This window comes from Mycobacterium sp. GA-0227b (assembly GCF_001499855.1).
GTDB lineage: Bacteria > Actinomycetota > Actinomycetes > Mycobacteriales > Mycobacteriaceae > Mycobacterium.
In genome coordinates this window covers 43,084-65,550 of the sequence record NZ_LQIK01000003.1, presented here as the reverse complement: position 1 = coordinate 65,550, position 22,467 = coordinate 43,084, and the positions used below count along the sequence as shown (strand labels likewise).

The following is a 22,467-nucleotide window of genomic DNA, read 5'->3' as shown; positions in this document are numbered from 1 at the left end:
CCGCGAGTACATCCGGTGTCGTGCTTCAACACCCTACCGTTGCATGCACTTGCGATGACATATTCAGGCGGGCGCAGCCGCGCGTCATTGCGCGACGGTGCCCTTGCCGCTTGCCTTGGCCCTGCCATCGGCGCCGAAGACGGCTCGCACAGCGGCCTCATCGCCGTCTATGTCGACGAGCGGGAGTACATCGTCGAGCGCGAGCATTCCCGCTGCCAGGCCCAAGACGATTGCGGCGTCGGCCTGCACGACGGCGTCGAGTTCGCGACCGTCGTGCGGGCCGACCGTGATGCCCGTGCGCGTCGCCCGGAGCTGCACCATCCGGCCGTCGACCGCGATCCCGACCGTCAAGGCCCGGCGTCCAGCCGCCGTGCCACCGAGCAGGGCGGGTAGCGCCACGACGAGCCAGTCGGTGCGGAAGACGTCGTCGCCGGGTCCGTGCACCATCAGCGGACTCGACCAGCGAATGAGGCCCTCGATCGGCTCCCGCAGCTGCGCGCCCCATGAGGTGAGGGCATAGGTAACGGCGCCACCGTCGTCAGCGAGCCGCCGTTCGACCACTCCGGCCGCCTCCAGATCGCGGAGCCGACCGGCGAGCAGATTGGTGGCCACGCCCGGCAGCCCGTCGAGCAACTCGCGGTAACGAGCCGGTGCGACGAGGAGTTGGCGAACGATGAGGAGACTCCACCGATCGCCGACGACATCGAGCGCCCGCGCGAGCCCGCAGTACTGGCCGTAGTTTCGACTCATCCCACCACCTATGCTTGACTTATTAAAGCTCGCTTGATTATATCAAGCAGTCTGGCTGACGGATCCCGTTCCCCGAATGCTCTCTGCCGACAAGGAGTTTCAATGGCTGCCACCGGACCCAACGCGCCGCTGTGCACAGCGATCACCGCCCTGCGCGCGGCCGCGGAAAACGGCGACCCCGAAGCGGTGGCCGATCTTCTGGCGCCCGACGTCGTCTTCCACTCCCCGCTCACCTCGCGCATCCGCTTCGAGGGCAAGGACGAAGTAGTGGCGCTGCACCGCGATATCTTCGCCGTGCTCGATGATCTCGGCACAGGCGAAGCACTGACCCTCGGCGATACGGGATCGTTTCCCTTCACCGGGCGCGTGCGCGGACAGAAACTCGAGGCCATGAACGTCGTTCGGGTGAACGAAGACGGGCTGATCGCGGAGTTCACGGTTTTCGCCCGTCCGCTGCCGGCAGTGGCGACACTGTTCGCGACACTTCCGCCGCGGGTCACCGCCAGGCGTCGCGGCCGCGCACGGGGGACGCTGGTGGCAGTCCTGGCCCGACCGCTGGCTCTCGCATTCCGTACCGCAGACTTCTTCGTGCCCCGGCTGATCTAGCCGGTGTCAACAGCGACGACGCCTCGTCGAACGTCGTTGATCGCGCGTTTCGCCGTGGCCCGCAGTGCCGGGGTCGGTGCGGCGTTGCGTACCTGGTCGAGCAGGTCGAGCACTTGACGGCACCACCGGACGAAATCGCCCGCCGACAACGGCGATCCGCTGCCCGCCGCGTCAGAGGCGGCCAGTGCGCTGGTCAGGTCGCCGGTGGTGGCCCACCGGAAGACCGCCGCGACGAAGCCGTCGTCGGGCTCGCGACTCTGGTTGATGCGGTGACGTTGCTCGTCGGCACGCAGTTCCGCCCACAGCCGCCGGGTCTGGTTCACCGCCCGGCGCAGCTTGCCGGTCGGGATGTCGGCCCCGTCGCGTCCTCCCGGCGTGTCGCCGCGGGATTCGTAGAGCACCGCCGAGAGCACAGCCGCCAGTTCTGCCGCGTCCAGGCCCTCCCAGATGCCGGTGCGCAACGCCTCCGCCACCAACAGGTCGCTCTCGCTGTAGATCCGGACCAGCAGGCGACCGTCGTCGGTCACTTTCGGGTCCTCTGCAGGGCCGGTGATGAAACCGCGTTCGGTCAGTAGCACCACGATCCGGTCGAACGTGCGCGCCAACGAGTTCGTCGCCGCCGCGACCTTCTGCCGGATCTGTTCGTTGTCGCGCTCGATGCGCAGGTACCGCTCGGCCAGCCGCGCTTTCTCCTCCCGCTCGGGCAACTGGTGAGCGGGGTGGGAGCGCAATTGCTCTCGCAGCGCGGCCAATTCGGGGTCGATGTCGCGCTCCTGGCCGGCATTGCCGCTGCGCTTGGGTTTGCGCGCCGGGAGATCGAGGCGGGCCGCGGCCGAGTTCAGCGCCGACGCAAGGTCGCGGCGCGCGCGCGGGTTTCGGTGCTCGACGCGCTTGGGCAGGGGCATCGAACCCAGTGGCGCCGAGGTTCCCGAGTAGTCGGCCGACGAAATCCGCCCGGCCCACCGATGTTCGGTCAACACCAGCGGCCGCGGATCGTCCTCGTCGCGGGCCGGTTCGAGCACGACGGCCAGTCCACCGCGCCGACCGTGGGTGATCGTGATGATGTCGCCGCGGCGCAGCGCCGCCAGCGCTTCGTTGGCCGCCCGGCGCCGCTGCAGCCGCGACGCCCGTGACTGGGCGCGTTCCCGTTCGGAGATCTGCAGCCGCAGCCGGACGTAGCCGAGAACATCGGCTTCCTGGCCGCCGGCCAGTTCGGCGGCGATCTCGTCGAGCATCCGCTCACCGCGCTCGACGCCTCGCCGTAGCCCGACCACCGACCGGTCGGCCTGGTACTGCGCGAACGAGCTCTCCAACAGTTTGTGCGCCTGCGCCGGCCCCATCTGCTGCACGAGGTTGATGGTCATGTTGTACGACGGCGCGAACGAACTGCGCAGCGGGAATGTCCGCGTCGACGCCAACCCGGCCACCTCGGCCGGTTCGACGTCCGGCGTCCACAGCACCACCGCGTGGCCCTCGACGTCGATGCCGCGGCGGCCCGCGCGCCCGGTCAACTGGGTGTACTCCCCCGGCGTCAACGGCACATGCTGCTCGCCGTTGAACTTGACCAGCCGCTCCAGCACCACCGTGCGCGCGGGCATGTTGATACCCAAAGCCAGTGTCTCCGTGGCGAATACCGCCTTCACCAGTCCCGCGGAGAACAGCTCTTCGACGGTGTGGCGGAACACCGGCAGCATCCCGGCGTGGTGGGCCGCCAATCCGCGCAGCAGACCCTCGCGCCACTCGTGGTAGTCGAGAATGATCAGGTCGGCTTCGGGCAGGTCACCACAGCGCCGGTCGACCACCTCGGCGATGCGAACCCGTTCCTCGTCGGTGGTCAGCCGAAGCGAGGACCGCAGGCATTGCTTGACCGCGGAGTCGCACCCGGCGCGCGAGAAGATGAACGTGATCGCCGGCAACAGCCCTTCGCGGTCCAGCGTGCCGATCACATCGGGGCGCGACGGCGGGCGGTACATGCTCGGCCGATCCCGGTAGCGGCCGCGGCCGCGTGGCTGCCAGTCGACCAGGCGGTCGGCTTCGCGCCGATGTGCGATGTGTCGCAACAACTCCGGGTCGACGAGCAACTCCCGGCCCTCTGCTCTCGATGCGCGGGATGCTCGCGTGGCGCGGTAGTCGAACAGGTCGAACAGGCGCCTGCCAACCAACACGTGCTGCCACAGCGGGACGGGCCGGTGCTCGTCGACGACCACCGTGGTGTCGCCGCGCACCGTCTGGATCCAGCCACCGAACTCCTCGGCGTTGCTGACCGTCGCCGACAAGCTCACCAGCCGCACCTCGTCGGGCAGATGCAGGATGACCTCCTCCCACACCGCACCGCGCATCCGGTCGGCCAGAAAGTGCACCTCGTCCATGACGACGTACGAAAGCCCGTGCAGCGTTGAGGAATTGGCGTAGAGCATGTTGCGGAGCACCTCGGTGGTCATGACCACCACGTCGGCGTCGCCGTTGATCGACTGGTCGCCGGTGAGCAACCCGATCTTGTCCGGCCCGTAGCGGGTCACCAGGTCGTTGTGCTTCTGGTTGCTCAGCGCCTTGATCGGTGTGGTGTAGAAGCACTTGCCGCCCGCGGCCAGCGCGAGGTGCACCGCGAACTCGCCCACCACGGTCTTGCCCGCGCCTGTCGGTGCGCACACCAGCACGCCGTGCCCGTTCTCCAGCGCCTCACACGAGCGGCGTTGGAAGTCATCGAGCGCGAACGTCAGCTGCTCGGTGAAACGGGCTAGCTCGCAGCCCAATTCACTAGGTGGCATCGTCATCGACCACGTGCCGCGCCGACGTCGGCACGGTGCTGGGCGCCTCGACGGGCTCGGCGGGTCCGATCGGCGCCGCGACGTCGTCGGGCACATCCTCGAGCGCGGCGCGGCGGGCCTTGCGCCGGTCGTGAAGCCGCGCGATCTGGATCGCGAACTCGAGCAGCACCGTCAATGCGAACGCCAGCGCCAGCATCGAGAACGGATCCGACCCGGGGGTGAAGAGCGCGGCGAACACGAACATCGCGAAGATGAGCCCGCGCCGCCACGCCTTGAGCCGCTCGTAGGTCAACACGCCGACCGCGTTGAGCATCACGATCAGCAGCGGGAACTCGAAGCTGAAGCCGAACACCAGCAGCAGGTTGATCAGGAAGCCGAAGTACTGGTCGCCGGACAGCGCGGTGACCTGCACGTCGCTGCCGACGGTCAGCAGGAAGCCCAGTGCCGTGGACAGCACGATGTAGGCGAGCACCGCGCCGGCGATGAACAGCGCGGCGCCGACGGTGACGAACGCGACCGCGAACCGGCGCTCCTTCTTGTACAGGCCGGGGGTGATGAACGCCCACAACTGGTAGAGCCACACCGGGCAGGCCAGCACGATGCCGGCGGTGAGACCGACCTTCAGGCGCAGAAGGAACTGATCGAACGGCGAGGTTGCCAACAACCGGCACGCCCCGTCGGCGGTGATGTCCGCGCGGGCCGAGGCGGGCAACTCGCAGTACGGACCGCGCAGCCAGTCGCCGAGGCTGGGCAGCCCCAAGACGCCGTGGGTGTACCAGAGGAAGCCCAGGATCGTGGTGACCACGATCGCGGCCGCCGAGATCAGCAGCCGGGTGCGCAGCTCGTGCAGGTGTTCGACCAGCGACATCGTGCCGTCGGGGTTGACGCGGGAGCGCCGCCGGCGAGGATCGAGTTTCTTGAGGAGTCCTGGAGTCTGCACGGCATGCCTACTGACGCGGCAGCGCGGCCGCGGCTAGGTGATCGGTGACGATCAGGCCGGACGTTTGTCCGACGGCTGCTCGGTCTCCGGCGCCGTCTCGACCCGCTCCGAGGCGATCGGCGTCGGCGGAGCCGTTCGGCCGGCGGCATCGGACTCACGCGTGTCCGATTTCGAATCGGCCTGCATCTCCTTGATCTCCGATTTGAAGATCCGCATCGACTTACCGAGCGAGCGCGCCGCGTCCGGGAGCTTCTTGGCACCGAAGAGCAGCACGAACACAGCGATAACGATCACCCAGTGCCAGGGTTGTAGACCACCCAATTTGGTCACCTCCAGACGTCGCGGCCAGTCTACTCGTTCACCCCATACTCGCTCAGCGCCGCGGCGGCCGAGTCGCGCACCCGGGCAGCCAGCCCGGCGGGCTCGAGCACGCGCACGGCCGAGCCGAAGCCGAGCACGAACCGGGCCATCCAGTCGTCGGAGGCATACGTCATCGCGGCCTCGCAGGCGCCGTCGGGCAGTTCCCGGAGGACCCGCAACGGGTAGTAGTCGAACATCCAGGCCGCCGAGCGGTCGATCAGCAACGTCGCCGACGGCAGCGAGGGGTCGGCGTCGAACAGCGAGGTGTCCGGTTCCGCCTGCACGGCCGGAGGCGGCGGCGCCGACGGCTCGTCGAGGACGTGCGCGTCGACGATGCGGTCGAATCGGAACAGCCGCACTCCCTCCGCCGACCGGCACCAGGCCTCCAGGTAGCTGTGGTCGCCGACCAGCACGACGCGGATCGGGTCGACGGCCCGGCTGGTCAGCATGTCGTGCGACGCCGAGTAATACTCGATCGACAGCGCACGTCCGTCGCGCACCGCCTGCCGCACCGCCGCGGCGGCCTCGCTCTCCACGGGCGCCGGCTCGTCGACCGCCGCGCCGCCGTGGCCCACGGTCCCGGCGGCCGACTCGATCTTCGCGATCGCGCTGCGCGCGGCCTCCGGGTCGACCATGCCCGGTATGTCGGCCAACGCCCGCAAGGCGACCAACACGCCGGTCGCCTCCGGCGAAGTCAGCCGCAGCGGGTGGTCGATACCCGCGGTGAACGTCACTTCGATTGTGTCGCCGGAGAATTCGAAGTCGATCAGGTCGCCGGGTCCGTAGCCCGGCAGGCCGCACATCCACAGCTGGTTGAGATCGTCGCGCAACTGCTTGACGGTGACGCCGAGGTCCGATGCAGCCTCGGCGTAGGTGATCCTGGGGTTGGCCTGGAAGTACGGCACCATGTTGAGCAGCCGCACCAGCCGTGTCGACACGGTTGTCATGCGCTATCCGCCTGGGCTCGCAACCTGGCCAGCACGTCCTCGCGTAGCGGCTCGGGCTCGAGCGCCACCGCGTCGGGCCCGTAGCTGGCGACCTCGCGAGCCAACCGGTCGAACATGCCGATGTCGATGGTGATGACCTCGCCGGCCCGTCCGTTGTGCGTGTGCGGAGCGACCGAGACGGCCCGTCGCCGCAGCGCAGTGCCCCTGCCCTCGGCGATCCAGACCCGGGCCTGCCCGCCCGACGGCCAGTCGCCGACCGCGCGCCCGACGATCTCGCGCAGATCGACGTCGGGCGGGCGCCGTACCGCGCCGGGCGGCCCGATGGCCGCCACCTCGCCGATCCGGGAGAGCCGAAACGTCCGGGTGGCGTCGCGGTCGCGGTCGTGTCCGACCAGATACCAGCGGCCCTTGTCGGTGACGACGCCCCAGGGCTCCACCGTGCGGGTGGTGTAGGGCTCGCTTCGCGAGGGTCGGTGCGAGAACTGCACTGCTTGTCCGGAATCGATGGCCGACAACAGGATTCCCAGTACCTCCTCCGAGCCGCGCAATCCCGGCAGCGTCGCGGTCGACGTGATCGCGGGCGCGGCGTCGACGGCGTCGATGTCGATGCCGGCCGCGCGCAGTTTCAGCAGCGCGCCCTGGGTGGCGGTGATCAGTTCGGGCGACTCCCACAGCTGGGTGGCGACGGCGACGGCTGCCGCCTCGTCGGGCGTCAATTCGACCGCGGGCAGCGCGTAGGCGTCGCGGTTGATCCGGTAGCCCTCGGTGGGATCGAACTGCGAAACGCGGCCGGTTTCCAGCGGGATGCCGAGGTCGCGCAACTCGTTCTTGTCCCGCTCGAACATGCGCGAGAAGGCCTCGTCGCTGGGGCTGTCGGAGTAGCCGGAGACCGTTTCGCGGATGCGCTCGGCGGTGATGAAGTTCCGCGTCGACAGCAGCGCGATCACGAGGTTCATCAGCCGCTCGACTTTGGAGATCGCCACTCGGCTCAGCCTAGTGTGGGTGGCCCACGGCGAGCGCTCACCCTGGTACGGATTTTCGCGCCGAAACCGTACTTGGTTGAGCGCTCATGCGGCCATCGTTCGCGTGAGCTGGACACGAATGCGGCGGACCATCACATCGGGCTGCCTCCGCACATCGTCGCTGACGATCGACATCACCCCCCAGTCGATCTCCTCGAGGGCAGCCCGCTTTTGGCGGTCCTTGCGTAGCGATTCTCGCGAACTGTGGTAGTCGAATCCGTCGAACTCGACGGCAACCTTGCGATCCGGCCAGGCGAAGTCGACCCGCCACAATCGACCGTCTCGGTCGACGATCTCGTGCTGCAGGGCCGGATGTGGTAACCCGCCATCGATCATGACGAGACGGGCCTCGCTTTCCATCGGTGACTCGGCTTCAGGCCGGGCCAGCGGTATGAGCTCTCGGACGGTCACGACGCCGCGCCGGCCGGCCTGTGCTTGAGCGGCTGCCAGCAGGTCGAGGCGATCGCACGTCTGACTGCGCAAGGCGGCATCGAGCGTCGCCAAGGCCCGAGGGCGGTGCAGGCTTCGCGCCACCTCGACCGCAGTCCAACCCGGCGCGGTGAGCGGACGGCCACGGTAGCTGGTAAGGGGCGCGCCCTGCCTCCGATGCACTCGAAGGCCCGGCTGGTCCCGCAGAAGGCGGCTCTCCGGGTTGAGGACATGCAGGTCGGTGACGTTCTCGGTGTCGAAACCGAAAAGCGCCGCGGCGGTGCCCAGACACACCGCAACCCGACCACCGCAGCGCAGGTCCAACCCGTGCAGACGAGTAAACGCATCGGGTGCACCACGGCTGTAAATACCAGGAAAGATCTTGACCAGTTCGGCGGTCCTCAGTAAGCGCTGCAAACCGCGACGGCTCAGGTGATCCAAGATCTGCGAATAGGTTGCGACTCCGCCCTGCGCAGCGAAGACGGCGCAGAGCTCTGGCGGCATTTGCGCATTGTGTGTTGAGCCGCCACGAAATCGCCAGCAGGGCCTGTGGATAACTGCCGAGCGCTCACCCTGGTACGGATTTTCGCGCCGAAACCGTACGTGGTTGAGCGCTCGAGCTAAATGGCTGAAGACCTACATCGAGGCGATGAGTCGCTTCACCCGCTCGTCGACCGAGCGGAACGGGTCCTTGCACAACACCGTGCGCTGAGCCTGGTCATTGAGTTTCAGGTGCACCCAGTCCACGGTGAAGTCGCGACCAGCCTCCTGCGCGGCGCTGATGAACTCCCCGCGCAGCTTGGCCCGCGTGGTCTGCGGCGGCGTGTTGACCGCGGCCTCGATGTCCTCGTCGGTGGTGATCCGCGCGGCCAGTCCCTTGCGCTGTAACAGGTCGAACACGCCGCGACCACGCTTGATGTCGTGATACGCCAGGTCCAGCTGGCTGATCTTCGGATCGGACAGCTCCATGTTGTAGCGGTCCTGGTAGCGCTGGAACAGCTTGCGCTTGATCACCCAGTCGATCTCGGTGTCGACCTTGGCGAAGTCCTGACTCTCCACGGCATCCAGTTGGCGTCCCCACAGGTCCACGACCTGCTGGATCTGCGTATTCGGCTCCCGCGTCTGCACGTACTCCACCGCGCGGGAGTAATACTCGCGTTGAATGTCGAGCGCGCTGGCCTGCCGGCCGCCGGCGAGCCGCACGGGGCGCCGGCCGGTCAGGTCGTGGCTGACCTCGCGGATCGCCCGGATGGGGTTGTCCAGCGAGAAGTCGCGGAACGCGATCCCGGCCTCGATCATCTCCAGCACCAGCGACGCCGTGCCGACCTTGAGCATCGTGGTGGATTCGCACATGTTCGAGTCGCCGACGATGACGTGCAGTCTGCGGTACTTCTCGGCGTCGGCGTGCGGCTCGTCGCGGGTGTTGATGATCGGGCGCGACCGCGTCGTCGCAGACGACACCCCTTCCCAGATGTGCTCGGCGCGCTGGCTCAGGCAGAACGTCGCCGCCTTCGGCGTCTGCAGGACCTTGCCCGCGCCGCACAGCAGCTGACGGGTGACCAGGAACGGCAGTAGCACATCCGAGATGCGCGAGAACTCGCCCGCGCGCACGATCAGGTAGTTCTCGTGGCAGCCGTAGGAGTTGCCCGCCGAGTCGGTGTTGTTCTTGAACAGGTAGATGTCCCCGCCGATGCCCTCGTCGGCCAACCGTTGCTCAGCGTCGATGAGCAGGTCTTCGAGCACCCGCTCACCCGCCCGGTCGTGGGTGACCAACTGGCTCAGGCTGTCGCACTCGGCGGTGGCGTACTCCGGGTGGCTGCCCACGTCCAGGTAGAGCCGGGCGCCGTTGCGGAGGAAGACGTTCGAACTGCGGCCCCACGACACCACCCGCCGGAAGAGGTAGCGGGCGACCTCATCGGGGCTCAGCCGCCGGTGGCCGTGGAACGTGCAGGTGACACCGAACTCGGTCTCGATGCCCATGATCCGTCGCTGCACCTCATCGAGACTACTGGTTGCCCGGCGGCCACGTCGGGCAAGCCGCGCCGAAGATCGCGGCGGACATCGGCGTTGACAGGGCGTTGACACTGTCGGCGCGGTCCGTCACGGCCGGCCCTGTGGATAACTTCGGCACGGTTGGCCCCGGTTCTGTCAGCATGAGCCATGGGGGAAATCGTTGAGGTCGACGTGTCGCAGCTGCGCACCGTCGCCGACAGAGTCATGACCGCCGCCGAACGGATCGCCGAGACACCGTGGCCCGAATTGGATGCAGACGCCCTGCCCGGTTCAGCCGTCGGAAACGTCACGGCACCCACGCTCGGCGCGGCGCGGCTCGCCGGGGTGGTCGCCGACATGCGCCGATGGGCCCTGGCGGCCGAGAAGTCGGCTGATGCGTTCGAGCGCGCAGAAGAACGCAACGTCGACCGTCTCGGACGGTGACGCGGCCGACCATCGGCCAGGCCGAAGCCTGGCGACCCGACGCGCTGCACGTGTTGGCAGCGGAATGGGACCGCCACGCCCGGCTCGTGTCGGCTCATGCCGACACCCTGGCCGCCGAGTTCGGCTTCTGGTCCGGCGCGGCCGCCGACGCGGCTCGCATGCAGGCGAAAACCATTGTGGCAACGGCCGATACGGTTGCTCGCGCCCTTGTGTTGGGGGCCGCCGCGGCGCGCGACGGAGCGTCTCAGATCGCCTCGGCGCGCGCCGAGGTCATGGCGTTGGCCTCCGCGGCCACCGCTGACGGGTTCGCCGTCGACGACGCCGGATCGGTGTCCGTGCAGGCGGACCCCTCGGAGCTGCTGGTCGCGTTGTCCGGTGGCGTCCCGGCCGTCGCGGTGGAGATGCTCACTGTGCGGGCGGCCGAACTGACCAGCCAGCTCGGTCAGGCGCTCGATCGCCTGGACGCCGCGGACGCCGACGCCGCGAACGACATCGTGGAGGCGTTCGCGATGCGGGCCGCCGGCGACGCGGGAGCGGAGGCCGACGTCGTCGCCGCGTGGCCGACCTCGAGTCAGGACCGGATCGCCGACCAGATCACGACGATGACGCCCGAGCAGCGGCAGCGGTTGGTCGACGCGTTCCCTGCGCAGGTCGGCAATACCGACGGCGTGCCGTGGGAGATGCGGATCGAGGCCAACCGGACGAACGTCGCACAGGCCGTGCTGCGTGAACCCGATCCCGACCGCCTTGCGCTGTACCGGGGCCTGTTGGCCGAAATCGACGATCCGGCAGGCGAACACGGCCGCATCGACCGCCAGCTGCTCGCGTTCGACCCGGGCCGCGCGTCGCTGGTGGAACTGCACGGCGACGTCGGGTCGGCGTCGAGCGTCGCGGTGCTGGTGCCGGGTTTGAACACGACGATCGCCGGTTCGGCGGCGAACGCGCGGACCGCGCGCCGGTTCGTCTCGGCGACCCGCGGCGACACCGCGACGATCACCTATCTCGGTGGCCCGTTTCCGCGCGGCGACAATCCGGCGAGCGCGCTGGCGGCTGCGGCCGATCCTCGGTACGCGCTCGCCATGGCGCCGCGACTGGTCGCGTTCAGCGAGGACGTCGACCGCACCGTGGACGCGACCGGCCGCCGGGTGCCGGTCACGGTCATCGGCCACTCCTATGGCGGGTCGATCGTGGGCACCGCGGAATCGTTGGGACTGACCTCCGACCGCACGTTGTACGTGGCGGCCGCCGGGGCGGGTGTCGGGGTCGACGATCCCGGTGACTGGCACAACCGCAACCCGGATGTGGTGCGCTTCTCGATGACGCCGCCGGGCGATCTCATCGCGCTGGTGCAGGGCGTTCCTGGCGGCCCGCACGGCGCCGACCCCGACGAGATGCCCGGTGTGATCCGGTTACCGACCGGACGTTACGACGACGGGCGGCCAATGGCCGGTCCGGGTGCCCACTCCGACGTGCTCAACGCGCCATCGGACTCATGGCGGGCGATTCTGGGGGTGATCACCGGCGATCTCGGAAGGGATGGCGCAACCGCGCAACAAGTGGGTTGACATCCGGCCAGAATGAGCCGATGTGGTCCCGTAGCTCTCCTGTCGACGGGTTCCGGCTCGCCTACGACCGGTTCGGCACCCGGGGCGCGTCGCCGGTGGTTCTGCTGCACGGTTGGCCCGGCAGCCGCCAGGACTACCGCCGGGTGATACCGCTGCTCGGTGATGCCGCCGATGTCGTCGTGCCGGACCTGCGCGGGTTCGGCGGCTCGGACAAACACGCGGTCGCGATCCGGCATTTCTACAGCGCCACCGCGCAGGCGGGCAGCGTCATCGGCCTGATCAAGGATCTGGAGCTGTCGCAGGTGGTGCTCGCCGGCTACGACGTCGGCAGTCGAGTCGCGCAGAGCGTCGCCCGCATGCAGCCGGATCTGGTGCGCTCGCTGGTGCTGTCCCCGCCGCTGCCCGGCGCCGGGGACCGCGTCCTGACGGCGAAGGCGCAGAGCGAGTTCTGGTACCAGGCGTTTCATCAGTTGCCGTTGGCGGCGCAGTTGATCGACGGCAATCCCGACCTCGTCCGCGACTACCTGCGGCACTTCTGGACGCACTGGTCGGGTCCGAACTTCACTGTCTCCGATGATGATCTGGAGCGGCTGGTGTCCGACTACGGATTGCCCGGCGCGTTCACCGCCTCGATCGCGTGGTACCGCGCGGGCGCCGGCATGATCGCCCAGTCGTTGACCGAACTGCCACCGGAGCGAGCCATCAAGATTCATGTGCCCACCGATGTGGTGTGGCCACGCCATGATCCCCTGTTCCCGGTCGAGTGGTCGGACCGGCTGGGGCACTACTTCACCGATGTCGAGCTGCACTTCGCTTACGATGCAGGGCATTTCACCCCGCTCGAGTGTCCCGAGCAGTTCGCCGAGCTTATCCTCATTCGGGCTCGACCCGCACCGGCCGCGGGTTGACCGCGTCGGTACGAGTAAGGAGTTACTCGCCCGAGCTCTCGGACGTCTCCGAAGTCGCTTCGGTCGGGAGCAGCGATTCCAGTGCGGCGCCGGTGATTCGGCGGAATGCCCGGCGCGGCCGGTTGGCGTCCAGAATGGCCACCTCGAGCGTCGACGGCCCCAGCGTGCGCTGTTCCGAGCCGCCGTTGCCATCGACCTTCAGTGCGTCGACGGCGATCTTCACCGCGTCCTGCAGCCCGGCGTTCTCGGTGTAGGACTCCTTGAGCGCCGCGGTGATCGGATCAGTCGTACCGCCCATCACCACGAAGTGCGGTTCGTCGGCGATCGACCCGTCGTAGGTGATGCGGTACATCTCGGGTGGTTTCGTTTCGCCGTAGTGGGCGACCTCGGCGACGCACAACTCGACCTCGTAGGGCTTGGCCTGCTCGGTGAAGATGCTGCCGAGCGCTTGGGCATACCTGTTCGCGAGCTGGCGGCCGGTGACGTCCCGGCGAGAATAGGCATAGCCCTGGGTGTCGGCGAGCTGAATGCCGCCGCGGCGCAAGCTGTCGAACTCGTTGAACCGCCCGACGGCCGCGAAGCCGACCCTGTCGTAGAGCTCACTGACCTTCTGCAGTGAGCGAGACGGGTTCTCGGCGACGAACAGCACGCCGTCGGCGTACGCCAGCGCCACCACGCTGCGTCCCCTGGCGATGCCTTTGCGCGCGAGCTCGGAACGCTCGCGCATCGCCTGCTCAGGCGAGATGAAATAGGGAAAGCTCACGAATCTCCCCGCGCGTCGGTCGAACGGTGGACGGCGTCCGGGCCGAACGTGTCAGAGCGCGAACGGTTTTCGATCACCTGCCGGGCGAACTCGGCGATGCGCTCCTCGGACACCTCCTCGGCGCCGTCGGCACCGATGATCACCGCGGTGGGATAGATGCCGCGGACCAGGTCGGGCCCGCCGGTCGCCGAATCGTCGTCGGCGGCGTCGTACAGCGCCTCGATGGCCACCCGCAGCGCCGAATCCCCGTCGGTCACCTGCGAATACAACTTCTTCATCGACGACTTCGCGAAGATCGAGCCCGATCCCACCGACTGGTAACCCTCTTCCTCGATGTTCCAGCCGCCGGCCGCGTCGAAGGACACGATGCGCCCGGCCGCCTCGGGGTTCGCGTCGTCGAGGTCGTAGCCCGCGAGCAACGGCAGTGCGACGAACCCCTGCAGGGCGGCGCCGAGGTTGCCGCGCACCATGGTGGCGAGTCGGTTGACCTTGCCGGAGAAGGTCAGCGCGACGCCTTCGAGTTTTTCGTAGTGCTCGAGCTCGACGGCGTAGAGCCGGGCGAACTCGACCGCGATCGCCGCGGTCCCGGCGATGCCGGTCGCGGTGTAGTCGTCGGTGATGTAGACCTTCTGCACATCGCGGCTGGCGATCATGTTGCCCTGGGTGGCGCGGCGGTCACCGGCCATCACCACGCCGCCGGGGTACTTCAGCGCGACGATCGTGGTGCCGTGCGGCAGCGCATCCGTGGCGACGGCGTGCTCGTTGACGGGCAGGAGTTCGGGCGCCTGTCGGCGCAGCAGTTCAGAAAAGGACGACAAGTCCACGGGTACGGAGAAAGCTCCTGGTAGAGGTGTGGGAAAGGCCAGCTGATCGCGGTGCGGCCAGGTCACTGTCCACCTTTCTGGACGTACGCGCGGACGAAGTCCTCGGCGTTCTCCTCGAGAACGTCGTCGATCTCGTCCAGCAGGTCGTCGGTTTCCTCAGCCAGCTTCTCGCGACGCTCCTGCCCGGCGGCCGTGCTGCCGGTGGGGTCGTCGTCATCGCCGCCGCCACCGCCACGCTTGGTCTGCTCCTGAGCCATCGCTGCCTCCTGCGTATGTTATCGGCGGCTCACTGCTGCCCGCCGTCACTCCACATTACCGGTCGCCGCGCGGAATTCCTGCGATAGCGCGCTCCAGGGGCGGTGGGTGGGAACGATTCGGGCGGTGGGTGGGAACGATTCGGGCGGTGGGTGAGAACAATCTACGTGGTGAGCTGTTCCACCAGCTCGACGGCGCTGTCCACCGAATCCAGCAGCGCCCCGACATGGGCCTTGCTACCGCGCAGCGGCTCCAGCGTCGGGATTCGGACGAGCGAATCACCACCCAGGTCGAAGATCACCGAGTCCCAGCTGGCCGCGGCGATATCGGCCCCGAACCGGCGCAGGCACTCGCCGCGGAAGTAGGCGCGGGTGTCGGTCGGCGGGTTGTCGACCGCGTCGAGCACCTGCTGCTCGGTGATCAGCCGCTTCATCGATCCGCGCGCCACCAGCCGGTTGTACAGGCCCTTGTCCAGCCGGACGTCGGAGTACTGCAGATCGACCAGGTGCAGCCGCGGCGCCGACCAACCCAGGTTCTCCCGGTGCCGGAAGCCCTCGAGCAGCCGCAGTTTGGCGGGCCAGTCCAGCAGCTCCGCGCATTCCATCGGGTCGCGCTCCAGCAGGTCGAGCACATTCGCCCACGTCTCGACGATGTCGTTGGCGCGGGGGTCCGGGTCGCGGCTGTCCACCAGCTTGGCCACCCGGTCGAGGTACATGCGTTGCAGCGCAAGGGCGGTCACTTCGCGGCCGTCGGCCAGTGCGACGGTGGCGCGCAGCGACGGATCGCGACTGATCACATGGACGGCGTGCACGGGACGGGCCAGCGCGAGATCGCTGAGCTCCATGCCCTCCTCGATCAGGTCCAGCACCAGCGCCGTCGCGCCGAGCTTGAGGTACGTCGAGGTTTCGGACAAGTTCGCATCGCCGATGATCACGTGCAGCCTGCGGTACTTGTCGGCATCGGCGTGCGGCTCGTCGCGGGTGTTGATGATGCCGCGCTTGAGCGTCGTCTCCAGGCCGACCTCGACCTCGATGTAGTCCGCGCGCTGCGACAGCTGGAACCCCGGCTCGTCGCCCGAGGGACCGATTCCCACCCGGCCCGAGCCGGTGATCACCTGGCGCGACACCAGGAACGGAGTCAGGCCCGCGATCACCGCGGAGAACGGGGTCTGCCGGCTCATCAGATAGTTCTCGTGCGACCCGTACGAAGCGCCCTTGCCGTCCACGTTGTTCTTGTACAGCTGCAGCCTCACGGCGCCGGGCACGCTTGCGACGTGCCGGGCGGCGGCCTCCATCACCCGTTCGCCCGCCTTGTCCCAGATCACGGCGTCGAGCGGATCGGTGCACTCCGGCGCGGAGTACTCCGGATGGGCGTGGTCGACGTACAGCCGCGCGCCGTTGGTGAGGATCATGTTCGCCGCGCCGACCTCGTCGGCATCGACCACCGGGGGCGGGCCGGCCGACCGGCTGAGGTCGAATCCGCGGGCGTCGCGCAGCGGTGATTCCACCTCATAGTCCCAGCGCGTGCGCTTGGCCCGCTGGATCCCGGCGGCGGCGGCGTACGCCAGCACCGCCTGGGTGGACGTGAGAATCGGATTCGCGGTCGGGTCGGACGGCGACGAGATGCCGTACTCGACTTCCGTTCCGATAATCCGTTGCATGTCGCCAAGCGTAGGTGACGGCGCGAAGTAGCCTGCGACCGTGCCTTCCGATGGGGCTAATCCTTCATTGGTCGACGGAGCGCAACGGCGCGCGGCCGACCGCTGGTTCCTCGCGCACGGGCTGCCGGCGGTGCTGCGGCCGGGCCGCCTGGTGCGCCGGTTGTGGTCCCGGTCGGCGCCGGCCCTGGCAGGTTTCGCCGTTCTGATGGCGACCTCCGTGGTGGTCGTGGCGGTGACCGGCAAACATGCCGTGGACATCGACGGCAGGCCGACGCGTGCCGAGTGGTTCGTGCTGGCGCTGCTGGTGCTGGTGCTCCCGGTCGCGGCGGCCGTCGGCTGGTGGGTGTCACGGATCGTGGCGCAGAGCGGTCGCTTGCTCGCCGCGGCGGGCGCCGTGGGCGTTTCGGTCGTCGGCGCTGTCTTCGGCGGCCCGAGCTCGTACCTGTCGAGCAATCTGGTGCTGGTGGCGGTTTCGGTCGCAGTCACGTTGGCGCTCACCGCATCCGGGGTCGGCTCGATTCTGGGTTGGGCCGCTCACGTGACGCTGAGCCATCTCGCTGCGGCGGGCTCGCTGCTGCTGCGCGCGCTGCCGGTGCTGCTGCTGACCATCCTGGTCTTCTTCAACTCGCCGGTGTGGCTGATGGCGGCGACGGTGTCGCGTACCCGGTTGTGGTTGGCGCTGTGGTTCCTCGGCGCTGTCGCGGTGGCATTCGTCGTGTCGGTGACGGTCGACCGAATGCGGCCGATGATCAACGCGGCCGAACCGGACACGCGACACGTCGCGAAGCTCGACGACACCCCATTCGCGGGGATGCCGGATCCCACGGAGGTCAAGCCGCTGGGCCGCGCCGAGCGGTTGAACGTGTACTTCGTGCTGGCGGTGTCACAACTGGCCCAGATCCTGGTGGTGGCGGTGGTCACGGCGCTGTTGTTCTTCGTACTGGGTTTGATCCTGCTCTCCCCCGAACTGCTTGCGGCGTGGACGCGCAACGGGTCCAGCGATGGCCGGTTCCTCGGGATGACCATCCCGGTGCCCGAGGCGCTGATTCAGGTCACGCTGTTCCTCGGCGCCTTGACGTTCATGTACGTCAGCGCCCGGGCGGTCGGCGACGACGCTTACCGCGACCGTTTCGTCACTCCGCTGCTTGACGGACTACGGCTCACGCTGACCGCCCGCAACCGGTACCGGGCGGCGGTACCGGCGCGGTAACCGCACCGACCATGTGTGTGTACGGAACTTCTGACGGGGTCTTTACGCCTGCAGTGAGTAACTGTTGGCCAGATCGTCCTGCGTCACGCAGGCGGCCTCGGTGGCGGTGTCCACAACCAGCGGCGATGTGAGCATGCGCGGTTGGTAGGACCATCCCGTGGGCAACGACAGCCGCTCGGCCAGGCCGGCGAGGTCGGTCAAGGACAGGGCAGGGTCGACGGTCTGGCTGTACGTCTGCATGACCCACCGCCTGCCGTCGGGGTCGACGAGTTCGTAGATCTCCCGTCCGGCATCGAAGGTGAAGACCGCCTTGCGATCCACCCGGTTCAGTTGGTACGGCGCCGGGTTCATCGCAGTGAGCTTGACGGTGGCCTGCCGCAGCACCTCGATTCCGCCGAAACTCTTGCGCTCCAACGTGTCTCGATCACGCTTGCCGATACTGCTCATCAACCAGTACCGCGGCCCATTGAGCAGTGCGGCGACGGCGCCGGTTTCCGCGGCGATGGCTTGCGGGTCGAGTGCATTCCACAGGTCCGCCGGGCAGTCGTTGAGCGGGAACGTGTTGTACACCGTGGCCTCGAGTCCGGACGGTGTGGAAGCGACGAGCAGCACTTCGCCGTAGCGCTTGCCGAACACATCGCCGGTCACTGACAAGCCCCCGGGCATGTGCGCACTACAGGTACTGGCCCAGGTTGCTCTCGGTGTCAATGGCACGGCTGGCCGACGAGCTCTTGCCGGTGACCAACGTGCGGATGTAGACGATCCGCTCGCCCTTCTTGCCCGAGATCCGTGCCCAGTCATCGGGATTGGTGGTGTTGGGCAGGTCCTCGTTCTCGGCGAACTCGTCGACGATCGAGTCCAGCAGATGCTGGATCCGCAGCCCTCGCTTGCCGGTCTCCAGCACCGACTTGATCGCGTACTTCTTCGCCCGGTCGACGACGTTCTGAATCATCGCGCCGGAGTTGAAGTCCTTGAAGTACATGACCTCTTTGTCGCCGTTGGCGTAGGTCACTTCGAGGAAGCGGTTGTCGTCGATCTCGGCGTACATCCGGTCGACGACCTTTTCGATCATCGCCTTGATGGTCAGCGACCGGTCGCCGCCGAACTCCGCGAGATCGTCTTCGTTGACCGGTAGTTCCTCGGTGAGGTACTTGCTGTAGATGTCTTGCGCCGCTTCGGCATCCGGCCGTTCGATCTTGATCTTCACGTCGAGGCGGCCGGGCCGCAGGATCGCCGGGTCGATCATGTCCTCGCGGTTGGAGGCGCCGATGACGATGACGTTCTCCAGGCCCTCGACGCCGTCGATCTCCGAAAGCAGCTGCGGCACAACCGTCGTCTCCACATCCGACGAGACGCCGGTGCCGCGGGTGCGGAAGATCGAGTCCATCTCGTCGAAGAACACGATCACCGGCGTGCCTTCGGACGCCTTCTCCCGGGCGCGCTGGAAGATCAACCGAATGTGACGCTCGGTTTCGCCGACGAACTTGTTCAGCAGTTCCGGGCCCTTGATGTTGAGGAAGTAGCTCTTCGCCTCTCGGGCGTCGTCACCTCGGACCTCGGCCATCTTCTTGGCCAGCGAGTTGGCCACCGCCTTGGCGATCAGCGTCTTGCCACAGCCGGGCGGACCGTAGAGCAGCACACCCTTGGGCGGACGCAGCGAGTACTCCCGGTACAACTCCTTGTGCAGGAAGGGCAGTTCGACCGCGTCGCGGATCTGCTCGATCTGCCGGCCCAGTCCGCCGATGTCGTTGTAGCTGACGTCGGGCACCTCTTCGAGCACCAGATCCTCGACCTCGGCCTTGGGGATGCGTTCGAACGCATAACCGGCCTTGGTGTCGACCAGCAGCGAGTCGCCAGGACGCAGCTTGCGGGGCCGGCTGTCGTCGAGGTCGTCGTCGTAGCCCTCGGGCAGGTGTTCGGCCGCGACCAGCGGCTCGGCCAGCCAGACGATGCGCTCCTCGTCGGCGTGGCCGACCACCAGCGCGCGGTGCCCGTCGGACAGGATCTCGCGCAGCGTGCTGATTTCGCCAACCGCTTCGAAGTTGCCGGCCTCGACGACCGTCAGGGCCTCGTTGAGGCGGACGGTCTGGCCCTGCTTGAGCGCCTTGGCGTCGATGTTCGGTGAGCACGTCAGCCGCATCTTGCGCCCGGAGGTGAACACATCGACCGTGTCGTCGTCCTGAACGCCCAGCAGCACCCCGTAACCACTCGGCGGCTGTCCGAGTCGATCGACCTCTTCGCGCAATGCGAGCAGTTGCTGACGGGCCTCCTTGAGCGTCTCCATCAGCTTGGCGTTGCGGGCGGCGAGTGAGTCGATCCGTGCCTCGAGCTGGTGGACGTCTCGGGCGCTGCGCAAACCACTTTGCGGGCCGACCGCGTTCTCCAACTGCTCGCGCAGAATTGCGGCCTCGCGGCGGAGCTCTTCGAGCTCGGCCGCGTCCTCGCTGGACATGCCTGATTCGTGGGTGTCGAAGCCTTCTGGGTAGGCTTCAGAACGCTCTGATTCACTCATGTTGCGCCCCTCCCCGCACCGAGAGTTGGTGCAGTAACAACATCAACGCTACCGGCGATTCAGCCATTGTGTGCGGTGTAGCAATTCGACACACCAGCACCACTTGTTAACCTCTCTGCTGAGTTGGGCCCATCGAAAGGAAAATCGTGACCCTGAAATCCCTCGTTACCGGCGTCGCAGCGGTCGCTGTCGTCGGCGGTGCCGCGGCAGGTGTGACATCCATTGCATCCTCCAATGTCGCCTCCGCACCGGCCGTCACCCCGGTCGTGTGGGACATTCCGATGCCGCAGACGCCGGCCCCCGAACTCGAAGGCCCGCTGATGCAGACCCTGCAGGCGCTCGGCTCGGGCGGCACCTCCGCCGGCAAGGCGCCCTACGTTCAGGGTGGCATCGGGCGGATCGAGGGCAGGCTCGCCGACAGCAAGCTTCGTGAAGCGGCCGCCGAGGGCAAATTCCCGTTGACCTTCTCGGTGGCGAACATCGACCAGAACGGGGCCGTGGTGTCGGCCGACGTGACCGCGACCGCTGCCACCGGCGGCACGGCCAGCCAGAACATCCAGTTCGTACCCGGGCCGAGCCCGACCGGCTGGCAGATGTCCAAGCAGTCGCTCATGGCGCTGCTGTCGTCCGTCCGCTAGGAGCCCGGTGCAGCGCACCGCTCGTGCCGCAGTCCTGAGCGCCGTCGCGATCGCGACGGCGCTCGGGCTATGCGCGTGTGGTGCCGACGAGCCGCGTACCGAGCCGGCGCCAGTCGTGCCGCCGACCACCGAGGCGTCGCCGGTGCCGGCCGCGCAACCGCCGTCGTCGATCGCGCCGCTGCCGCCTCCGAACGCGCTCACCGACGTCCTCGCGCGGCTCGCCGACGCCAACATCCCGGGCCCCGAAAAGCTCGACCTGGTCGAGAACGCGACACCCGCCGACGGCGCGGCGATGGACAAGTTCGCAACGGCGTTGCGCGATGGGGGCTACGCTCCGGCCACCTTCGAGGCGAAGGACCTCGCATGGGCCGACGGCGCGAACGGCGTCGTGCTGGCGACCATCACCGTCAAGGCCGCCGATCCGCAGGCGGGCGACTTCACGTTCCCGATGGAGTTCCGCCTCGCCGACAACCACTGGCAGCTGACGCGCGGGACTGCCGACGCGCTGCTGCACCTCGGCGAGAATCCCACGCCCACGCCGACCCCCTGACCCGCCGATGTGGATCGGCTGGATCGAATTCGACCTGCTGCTGGGCGACGTGCGGTCGCTCAAACAGAAGCGCTCTGCGATCCGTCCGGTGATCGCCGAACTGCACCGCCGGTTCGCCGTCTCGGCGGCCGAGACCGGCGCTCAGGATCTGCATCGGCGCGCGAATGTCGGCGTCGCCCTGGTGGCCGCCGACCGCGGCCACGTCGTCGACATCCTCGACGCCGCCGAGCGGTTGGTGGCGGCGCGGCCCGAAATCGAACTGCTCTCTGCACACCGCGGCCTGCGCCGCAGCACCGACTGAGCGGACCTAGCGCCGAAACCGACACTTTGGTCGTTTCCGCGCGCGGATTTCGACCATAGCGTCGGTCTGGGCGATCGCTACTAGATTCCGATCTGACGCTTGCGTCGCGCCGGCATCGGCGCCACCGCGCCCGGCGCCAACTTTCGCGCGCTGATGAGAAACGCGGTATGCCCTCGCATCGTGTGCTGTGGACGCACCGCCAGGCCGACGACGTGCCAGGCGCGCTGCATGCTTTCCCACGCCCGGGGTTCGGTCCAGCACTGCTGTTCGCGCAGCGCCTCCACCGCACGCGACAGCTGGGTGACGGTGGCGACGTAGATCATCAACACGCCGCCGGCAACGAGCACGTCGGCCACGGTGCCGAGCACCTCCCACGGCGCCAGCATGTCGAGCACCACGCGGTCGACTTCCGGACCCGAGTATTCGGTGAGATCCGCCACGACCAGCTCCCAATTGGCCGGTCGCGCACCGAAGAACGTCACGACATTGCGTTCGGCGTGTTCGGCGTGGTCCGCGCGGACCTCATACGACACCACCCGCCCGTCGGGGCCGACGGCACGCAGCAGCGAGCACGTCAGCGCACCGGACCCGGCACCCGCCTCCAGCACGCGCGCGCCCGGAAAGATGTCGCCCTCGTGCACGATCTGCGCCGCGTCCTTCGGATACACGACCTGCGCGCCGCGGGGCATCGACATCACGTAGTCGACCAGCAGCGGACGCAACACCAGGAACTGGTCACCGCTGGTGGACTTGACCACGCTGCCCTCGGGCAGCCCGATCACCGTGTCGAGCGCGATGATGCCGCGATGGGTGTGGAACTCCCCGCCCGGGGTCAGCACCATCGTGTAGTGGCGGCCCTTGGCGTCGGTCAGTTGCACCCGATCGCCGACGGCGAACGGACCGGTTCTTGGCACAGCCCATCAGCCTGCCAGTTGACGCGCCGCCGCTGGTGCGCGGGGTTGTCAGGACCCCGTCCTAGGCTGCCCCTATGACCGACGAGCGAGAAGCCGAAGGCGGATCGCG

Annotated in this window: 23 protein-coding genes; 8 read left to right on the top strand and 15 right to left on the bottom strand. The window is 68.0% G+C overall.

Annotated features, from left to right (window positions below; translation table 11 throughout):
- Positions 1 to 84 precede the first annotated feature (84 nt).
- On the bottom strand, positions 85 to 750 hold the full coding sequence (locus AU185_RS04105) for a winged helix-turn-helix transcriptional regulator (RefSeq protein ID WP_059102169.1): 666 nt from the start codon (positions 748 to 750) through the stop codon (positions 85 to 87).
- Between the two features lie 102 nt (positions 751 to 852).
- On the opposite strand from AU185_RS04105, the gene AU185_RS04100 reads away from it, so the two are divergent.
- On the top strand, positions 853 to 1,356 hold the full coding sequence (locus AU185_RS04100) for a nuclear transport factor 2 family protein (protein WP_059102168.1): 504 nt from the start codon (positions 853 to 855) through the stop codon (positions 1,354 to 1,356).
- Here AU185_RS04100 and AU185_RS04095 read toward each other — a convergent pair.
- The 7 genes from AU185_RS04095 to pafA form a co-directional block, all read right to left on the bottom strand.
- Positions 1,353 to 4,124 (bottom strand): DEAD/DEAH box helicase, encoded by a 2,772-nt coding sequence (locus AU185_RS04095; RefSeq protein WP_502687981.1) that lies wholly within the window; start codon positions 4,122 to 4,124, stop codon positions 1,353 to 1,355. The genes AU185_RS04100 and AU185_RS04095 overlap by 4 nt on opposite strands.
- Positions 4,114 to 5,064: a twin-arginine translocase subunit TatC gene (gene tatC / locus AU185_RS04090; protein ID WP_059102166.1), complete on the bottom strand. Its 951-nt coding sequence runs from the start codon at positions 5,062 to 5,064 to the stop codon at positions 4,114 to 4,116. Before tatC ends, AU185_RS04095 begins: the two co-directional genes overlap by 11 nt.
- Positions 5,065 to 5,115: 51 nt before the next feature.
- Positions 5,116 to 5,385: a Sec-independent protein translocase subunit TatA gene (tatA, locus tag AU185_RS04085; RefSeq protein ID WP_059102320.1), complete on the bottom strand. Its 270-nt coding sequence runs from the start codon at positions 5,383 to 5,385 to the stop codon at positions 5,116 to 5,118.
- 29 nt (positions 5,386 to 5,414) lie between these two features.
- A complete protein-coding gene (locus AU185_RS04080; RefSeq protein ID WP_059102165.1) occupies positions 5,415 to 6,371 on the bottom strand; it encodes a helix-turn-helix transcriptional regulator in 957 nt (318 codons plus the stop codon).
- Positions 6,368 to 7,354 (bottom strand): helix-turn-helix transcriptional regulator, encoded by a 987-nt coding sequence (locus AU185_RS04075; protein WP_059102164.1) that lies wholly within the window; start codon positions 7,352 to 7,354, stop codon positions 6,368 to 6,370. The genes AU185_RS04080 and AU185_RS04075 overlap by 4 nt, the downstream gene beginning before the upstream one ends.
- An 84-nt stretch (positions 7,355 to 7,438) precedes the next feature.
- The gene (locus AU185_RS04070; RefSeq protein WP_059102163.1) at positions 7,439 to 8,326 is read right to left on the bottom strand and encodes a type IV toxin-antitoxin system AbiEi family antitoxin; all 888 of its coding nucleotides are present in this window, start codon (positions 8,324 to 8,326) and stop codon (positions 7,439 to 7,441) included.
- Between the two features lie 132 nt (positions 8,327 to 8,458).
- Positions 8,459 to 9,817, bottom strand: coding sequence for a Pup--protein ligase (gene pafA / locus AU185_RS04065; protein ID WP_156425392.1), 1,359 nt, complete (start codon positions 9,815 to 9,817; stop codon positions 8,459 to 8,461).
- Positions 9,818 to 9,982: 165 nt separating this feature from the next.
- Between pafA and AU185_RS04060 the strand changes: the two genes are divergently transcribed.
- Genes AU185_RS04060 through AU185_RS04050 form a run of 3 tightly spaced genes read left to right on the top strand, consistent with a single transcriptional unit; the run spans position 9,983 to position 12,731 of the window.
- Positions 9,983 to 10,258, top strand: a complete 276-nt coding sequence (locus AU185_RS04060; RefSeq protein WP_059102162.1) for a DUF7162 family protein — start codon at positions 9,983 to 9,985, stop codon at positions 10,256 to 10,258.
- Complete coding sequence (locus AU185_RS04055) at positions 10,255 to 11,823, top strand: alpha/beta hydrolase (protein WP_059102161.1); 1,569 nt, start codon at positions 10,255 to 10,257, stop codon at positions 11,821 to 11,823. The genes AU185_RS04060 and AU185_RS04055 overlap by 4 nt, the downstream gene beginning before the upstream one ends.
- A gap of 20 nt (positions 11,824 to 11,843) precedes the next feature.
- On the top strand, positions 11,844 to 12,731 hold the full coding sequence (locus AU185_RS04050; protein ID WP_059102160.1) for an alpha/beta fold hydrolase: 888 nt from the start codon (positions 11,844 to 11,846) through the stop codon (positions 12,729 to 12,731).
- A gap of 22 nt (positions 12,732 to 12,753) precedes the next feature.
- Here the strand turns inward: AU185_RS04050 and prcA are convergent, their stop codons facing one another.
- The 4 genes from prcA to dop form a co-directional block, all read right to left on the bottom strand.
- On the bottom strand, positions 12,754 to 13,494 hold the full coding sequence (gene prcA / locus AU185_RS04045) for a proteasome subunit alpha (RefSeq protein WP_059102159.1): 741 nt from the start codon (positions 13,492 to 13,494) through the stop codon (positions 12,754 to 12,756).
- A complete protein-coding gene (prcB, locus tag AU185_RS04040; RefSeq protein WP_059102158.1) occupies positions 13,491 to 14,384 on the bottom strand; it encodes a proteasome subunit beta in 894 nt (297 codons plus the stop codon). Before prcB ends, prcA begins: the two co-directional genes overlap by 4 nt.
- Complete coding sequence (locus tag AU185_RS04035) at positions 14,381 to 14,575, bottom strand: ubiquitin-like protein Pup (protein ID WP_059102157.1); 195 nt, start codon at positions 14,573 to 14,575, stop codon at positions 14,381 to 14,383. The genes prcB and AU185_RS04035 overlap by 4 nt, the downstream gene beginning before the upstream one ends.
- Before the next feature lie 161 nt (positions 14,576 to 14,736).
- Positions 14,737 to 16,233, bottom strand: a complete 1,497-nt coding sequence (dop, locus tag AU185_RS04030; RefSeq protein WP_059102156.1) for a depupylase/deamidase Dop — start codon at positions 16,231 to 16,233, stop codon at positions 14,737 to 14,739.
- A 40-nt stretch (positions 16,234 to 16,273) separates the two neighbouring features.
- On the opposite strand from dop, the gene AU185_RS04025 reads away from it, so the two are divergent.
- Positions 16,274 to 17,443, top strand: a complete 1,170-nt coding sequence (locus AU185_RS04025; RefSeq protein WP_059102155.1) for a hypothetical protein — start codon at positions 16,274 to 16,276, stop codon at positions 17,441 to 17,443.
- 42 nt (positions 17,444 to 17,485) lie between these two features.
- Here AU185_RS04025 and AU185_RS04020 read toward each other — a convergent pair whose 3' ends face one another.
- A complete protein-coding gene (locus AU185_RS04020) occupies positions 17,486 to 18,109 on the bottom strand; it encodes a hypothetical protein (RefSeq protein WP_059102154.1) in 624 nt (207 codons plus the stop codon).
- A gap of 7 nt (positions 18,110 to 18,116) precedes the next feature.
- A complete protein-coding gene (arc, locus tag AU185_RS04015; RefSeq protein ID WP_059102153.1) occupies positions 18,117 to 19,955 on the bottom strand; it encodes a proteasome ATPase in 1,839 nt (612 codons plus the stop codon).
- A 146-nt stretch (positions 19,956 to 20,101) separates the two neighbouring features.
- Between arc and AU185_RS04010 the strand changes: the two genes are divergently transcribed.
- The 3 genes from AU185_RS04010 to AU185_RS04000 are packed head-to-tail and all read left to right on the top strand — an operon-like array spanning position 20,102 to position 21,444.
- The gene (locus AU185_RS04010; protein WP_059102152.1) at positions 20,102 to 20,593 is read left to right on the top strand and encodes an MTB12 family secreted protein; all 492 of its coding nucleotides are present in this window, start codon (positions 20,102 to 20,104) and stop codon (positions 20,591 to 20,593) included.
- Positions 20,594 to 20,600: 7 nt separating this feature from the next.
- On the top strand, positions 20,601 to 21,143 hold the full coding sequence (gene lppK, locus AU185_RS04005) for a lipoprotein LppK (RefSeq protein WP_059102151.1): 543 nt from the start codon (positions 20,601 to 20,603) through the stop codon (positions 21,141 to 21,143).
- Positions 21,144 to 21,150: 7 nt separating this feature from the next.
- A complete protein-coding gene (locus AU185_RS04000; protein ID WP_059102150.1) occupies positions 21,151 to 21,444 on the top strand; it encodes a DUF503 domain-containing protein in 294 nt (97 codons plus the stop codon).
- Between the two features lie 80 nt (positions 21,445 to 21,524).
- On the opposite strand, the gene AU185_RS03995 is transcribed toward AU185_RS04000, so the two are convergent.
- A complete protein-coding gene (locus AU185_RS03995) occupies positions 21,525 to 22,358 on the bottom strand; it encodes a tRNA (adenine-N1)-methyltransferase (RefSeq protein ID WP_059102149.1) in 834 nt (277 codons plus the stop codon).
- Positions 22,359 to 22,467: the final 109 nt, after the last annotated feature.

Coding starts and splice junctions, on each gene's coding strand:
- arc (WP_059102153.1), bottom strand. CDS start 19,955: ATGAGTGAATCAGAGCGTTCTGAAGCCTACCCAGAAGGCTTCGACACC.
- AU185_RS04095 (WP_502687981.1), bottom strand. CDS start 4,124: ATGCCACCTAGTGAATTGGGCTGCGAGCTAGCCCGTTTCACCGAGCAG.
- AU185_RS04080 (WP_059102165.1), bottom strand. CDS start 6,371: ATGACAACCGTGTCGACACGGCTGGTGCGGCTGCTCAACATGGTGCCG.
- AU185_RS04050 (WP_059102160.1), top strand. CDS start 11,844: ATGTGGTCCCGTAGCTCTCCTGTCGACGGGTTCCGGCTCGCCTACGAC.
- AU185_RS04060 (WP_059102162.1), top strand. CDS start 9,983: ATGGGGGAAATCGTTGAGGTCGACGTGTCGCAGCTGCGCACCGTCGCC.
- AU185_RS04070 (WP_059102163.1), bottom strand. CDS start 8,326: ATGCCGCCAGAGCTCTGCGCCGTCTTCGCTGCGCAGGGCGGAGTCGCA.
- AU185_RS04020 (WP_059102154.1), bottom strand. CDS start 18,109: ATGCCCGGGGGCTTGTCAGTGACCGGCGATGTGTTCGGCAAGCGCTAC.
- AU185_RS04100 (WP_059102168.1), top strand. CDS start 853: ATGGCTGCCACCGGACCCAACGCGCCGCTGTGCACAGCGATCACCGCC.
- dop (WP_059102156.1), bottom strand. CDS start 16,233: ATGCAACGGATTATCGGAACGGAAGTCGAGTACGGCATCTCGTCGCCG.
- AU185_RS04105 (WP_059102169.1), bottom strand. CDS start 750: ATGAGTCGAAACTACGGCCAGTACTGCGGGCTCGCGCGGGCGCTCGAT.
- AU185_RS04035 (WP_059102157.1), bottom strand. CDS start 14,575: ATGGCTCAGGAGCAGACCAAGCGTGGCGGTGGCGGCGGCGATGACGAC.
- AU185_RS04000 (WP_059102150.1), top strand. CDS start 21,151: ATGTGGATCGGCTGGATCGAATTCGACCTGCTGCTGGGCGACGTGCGG.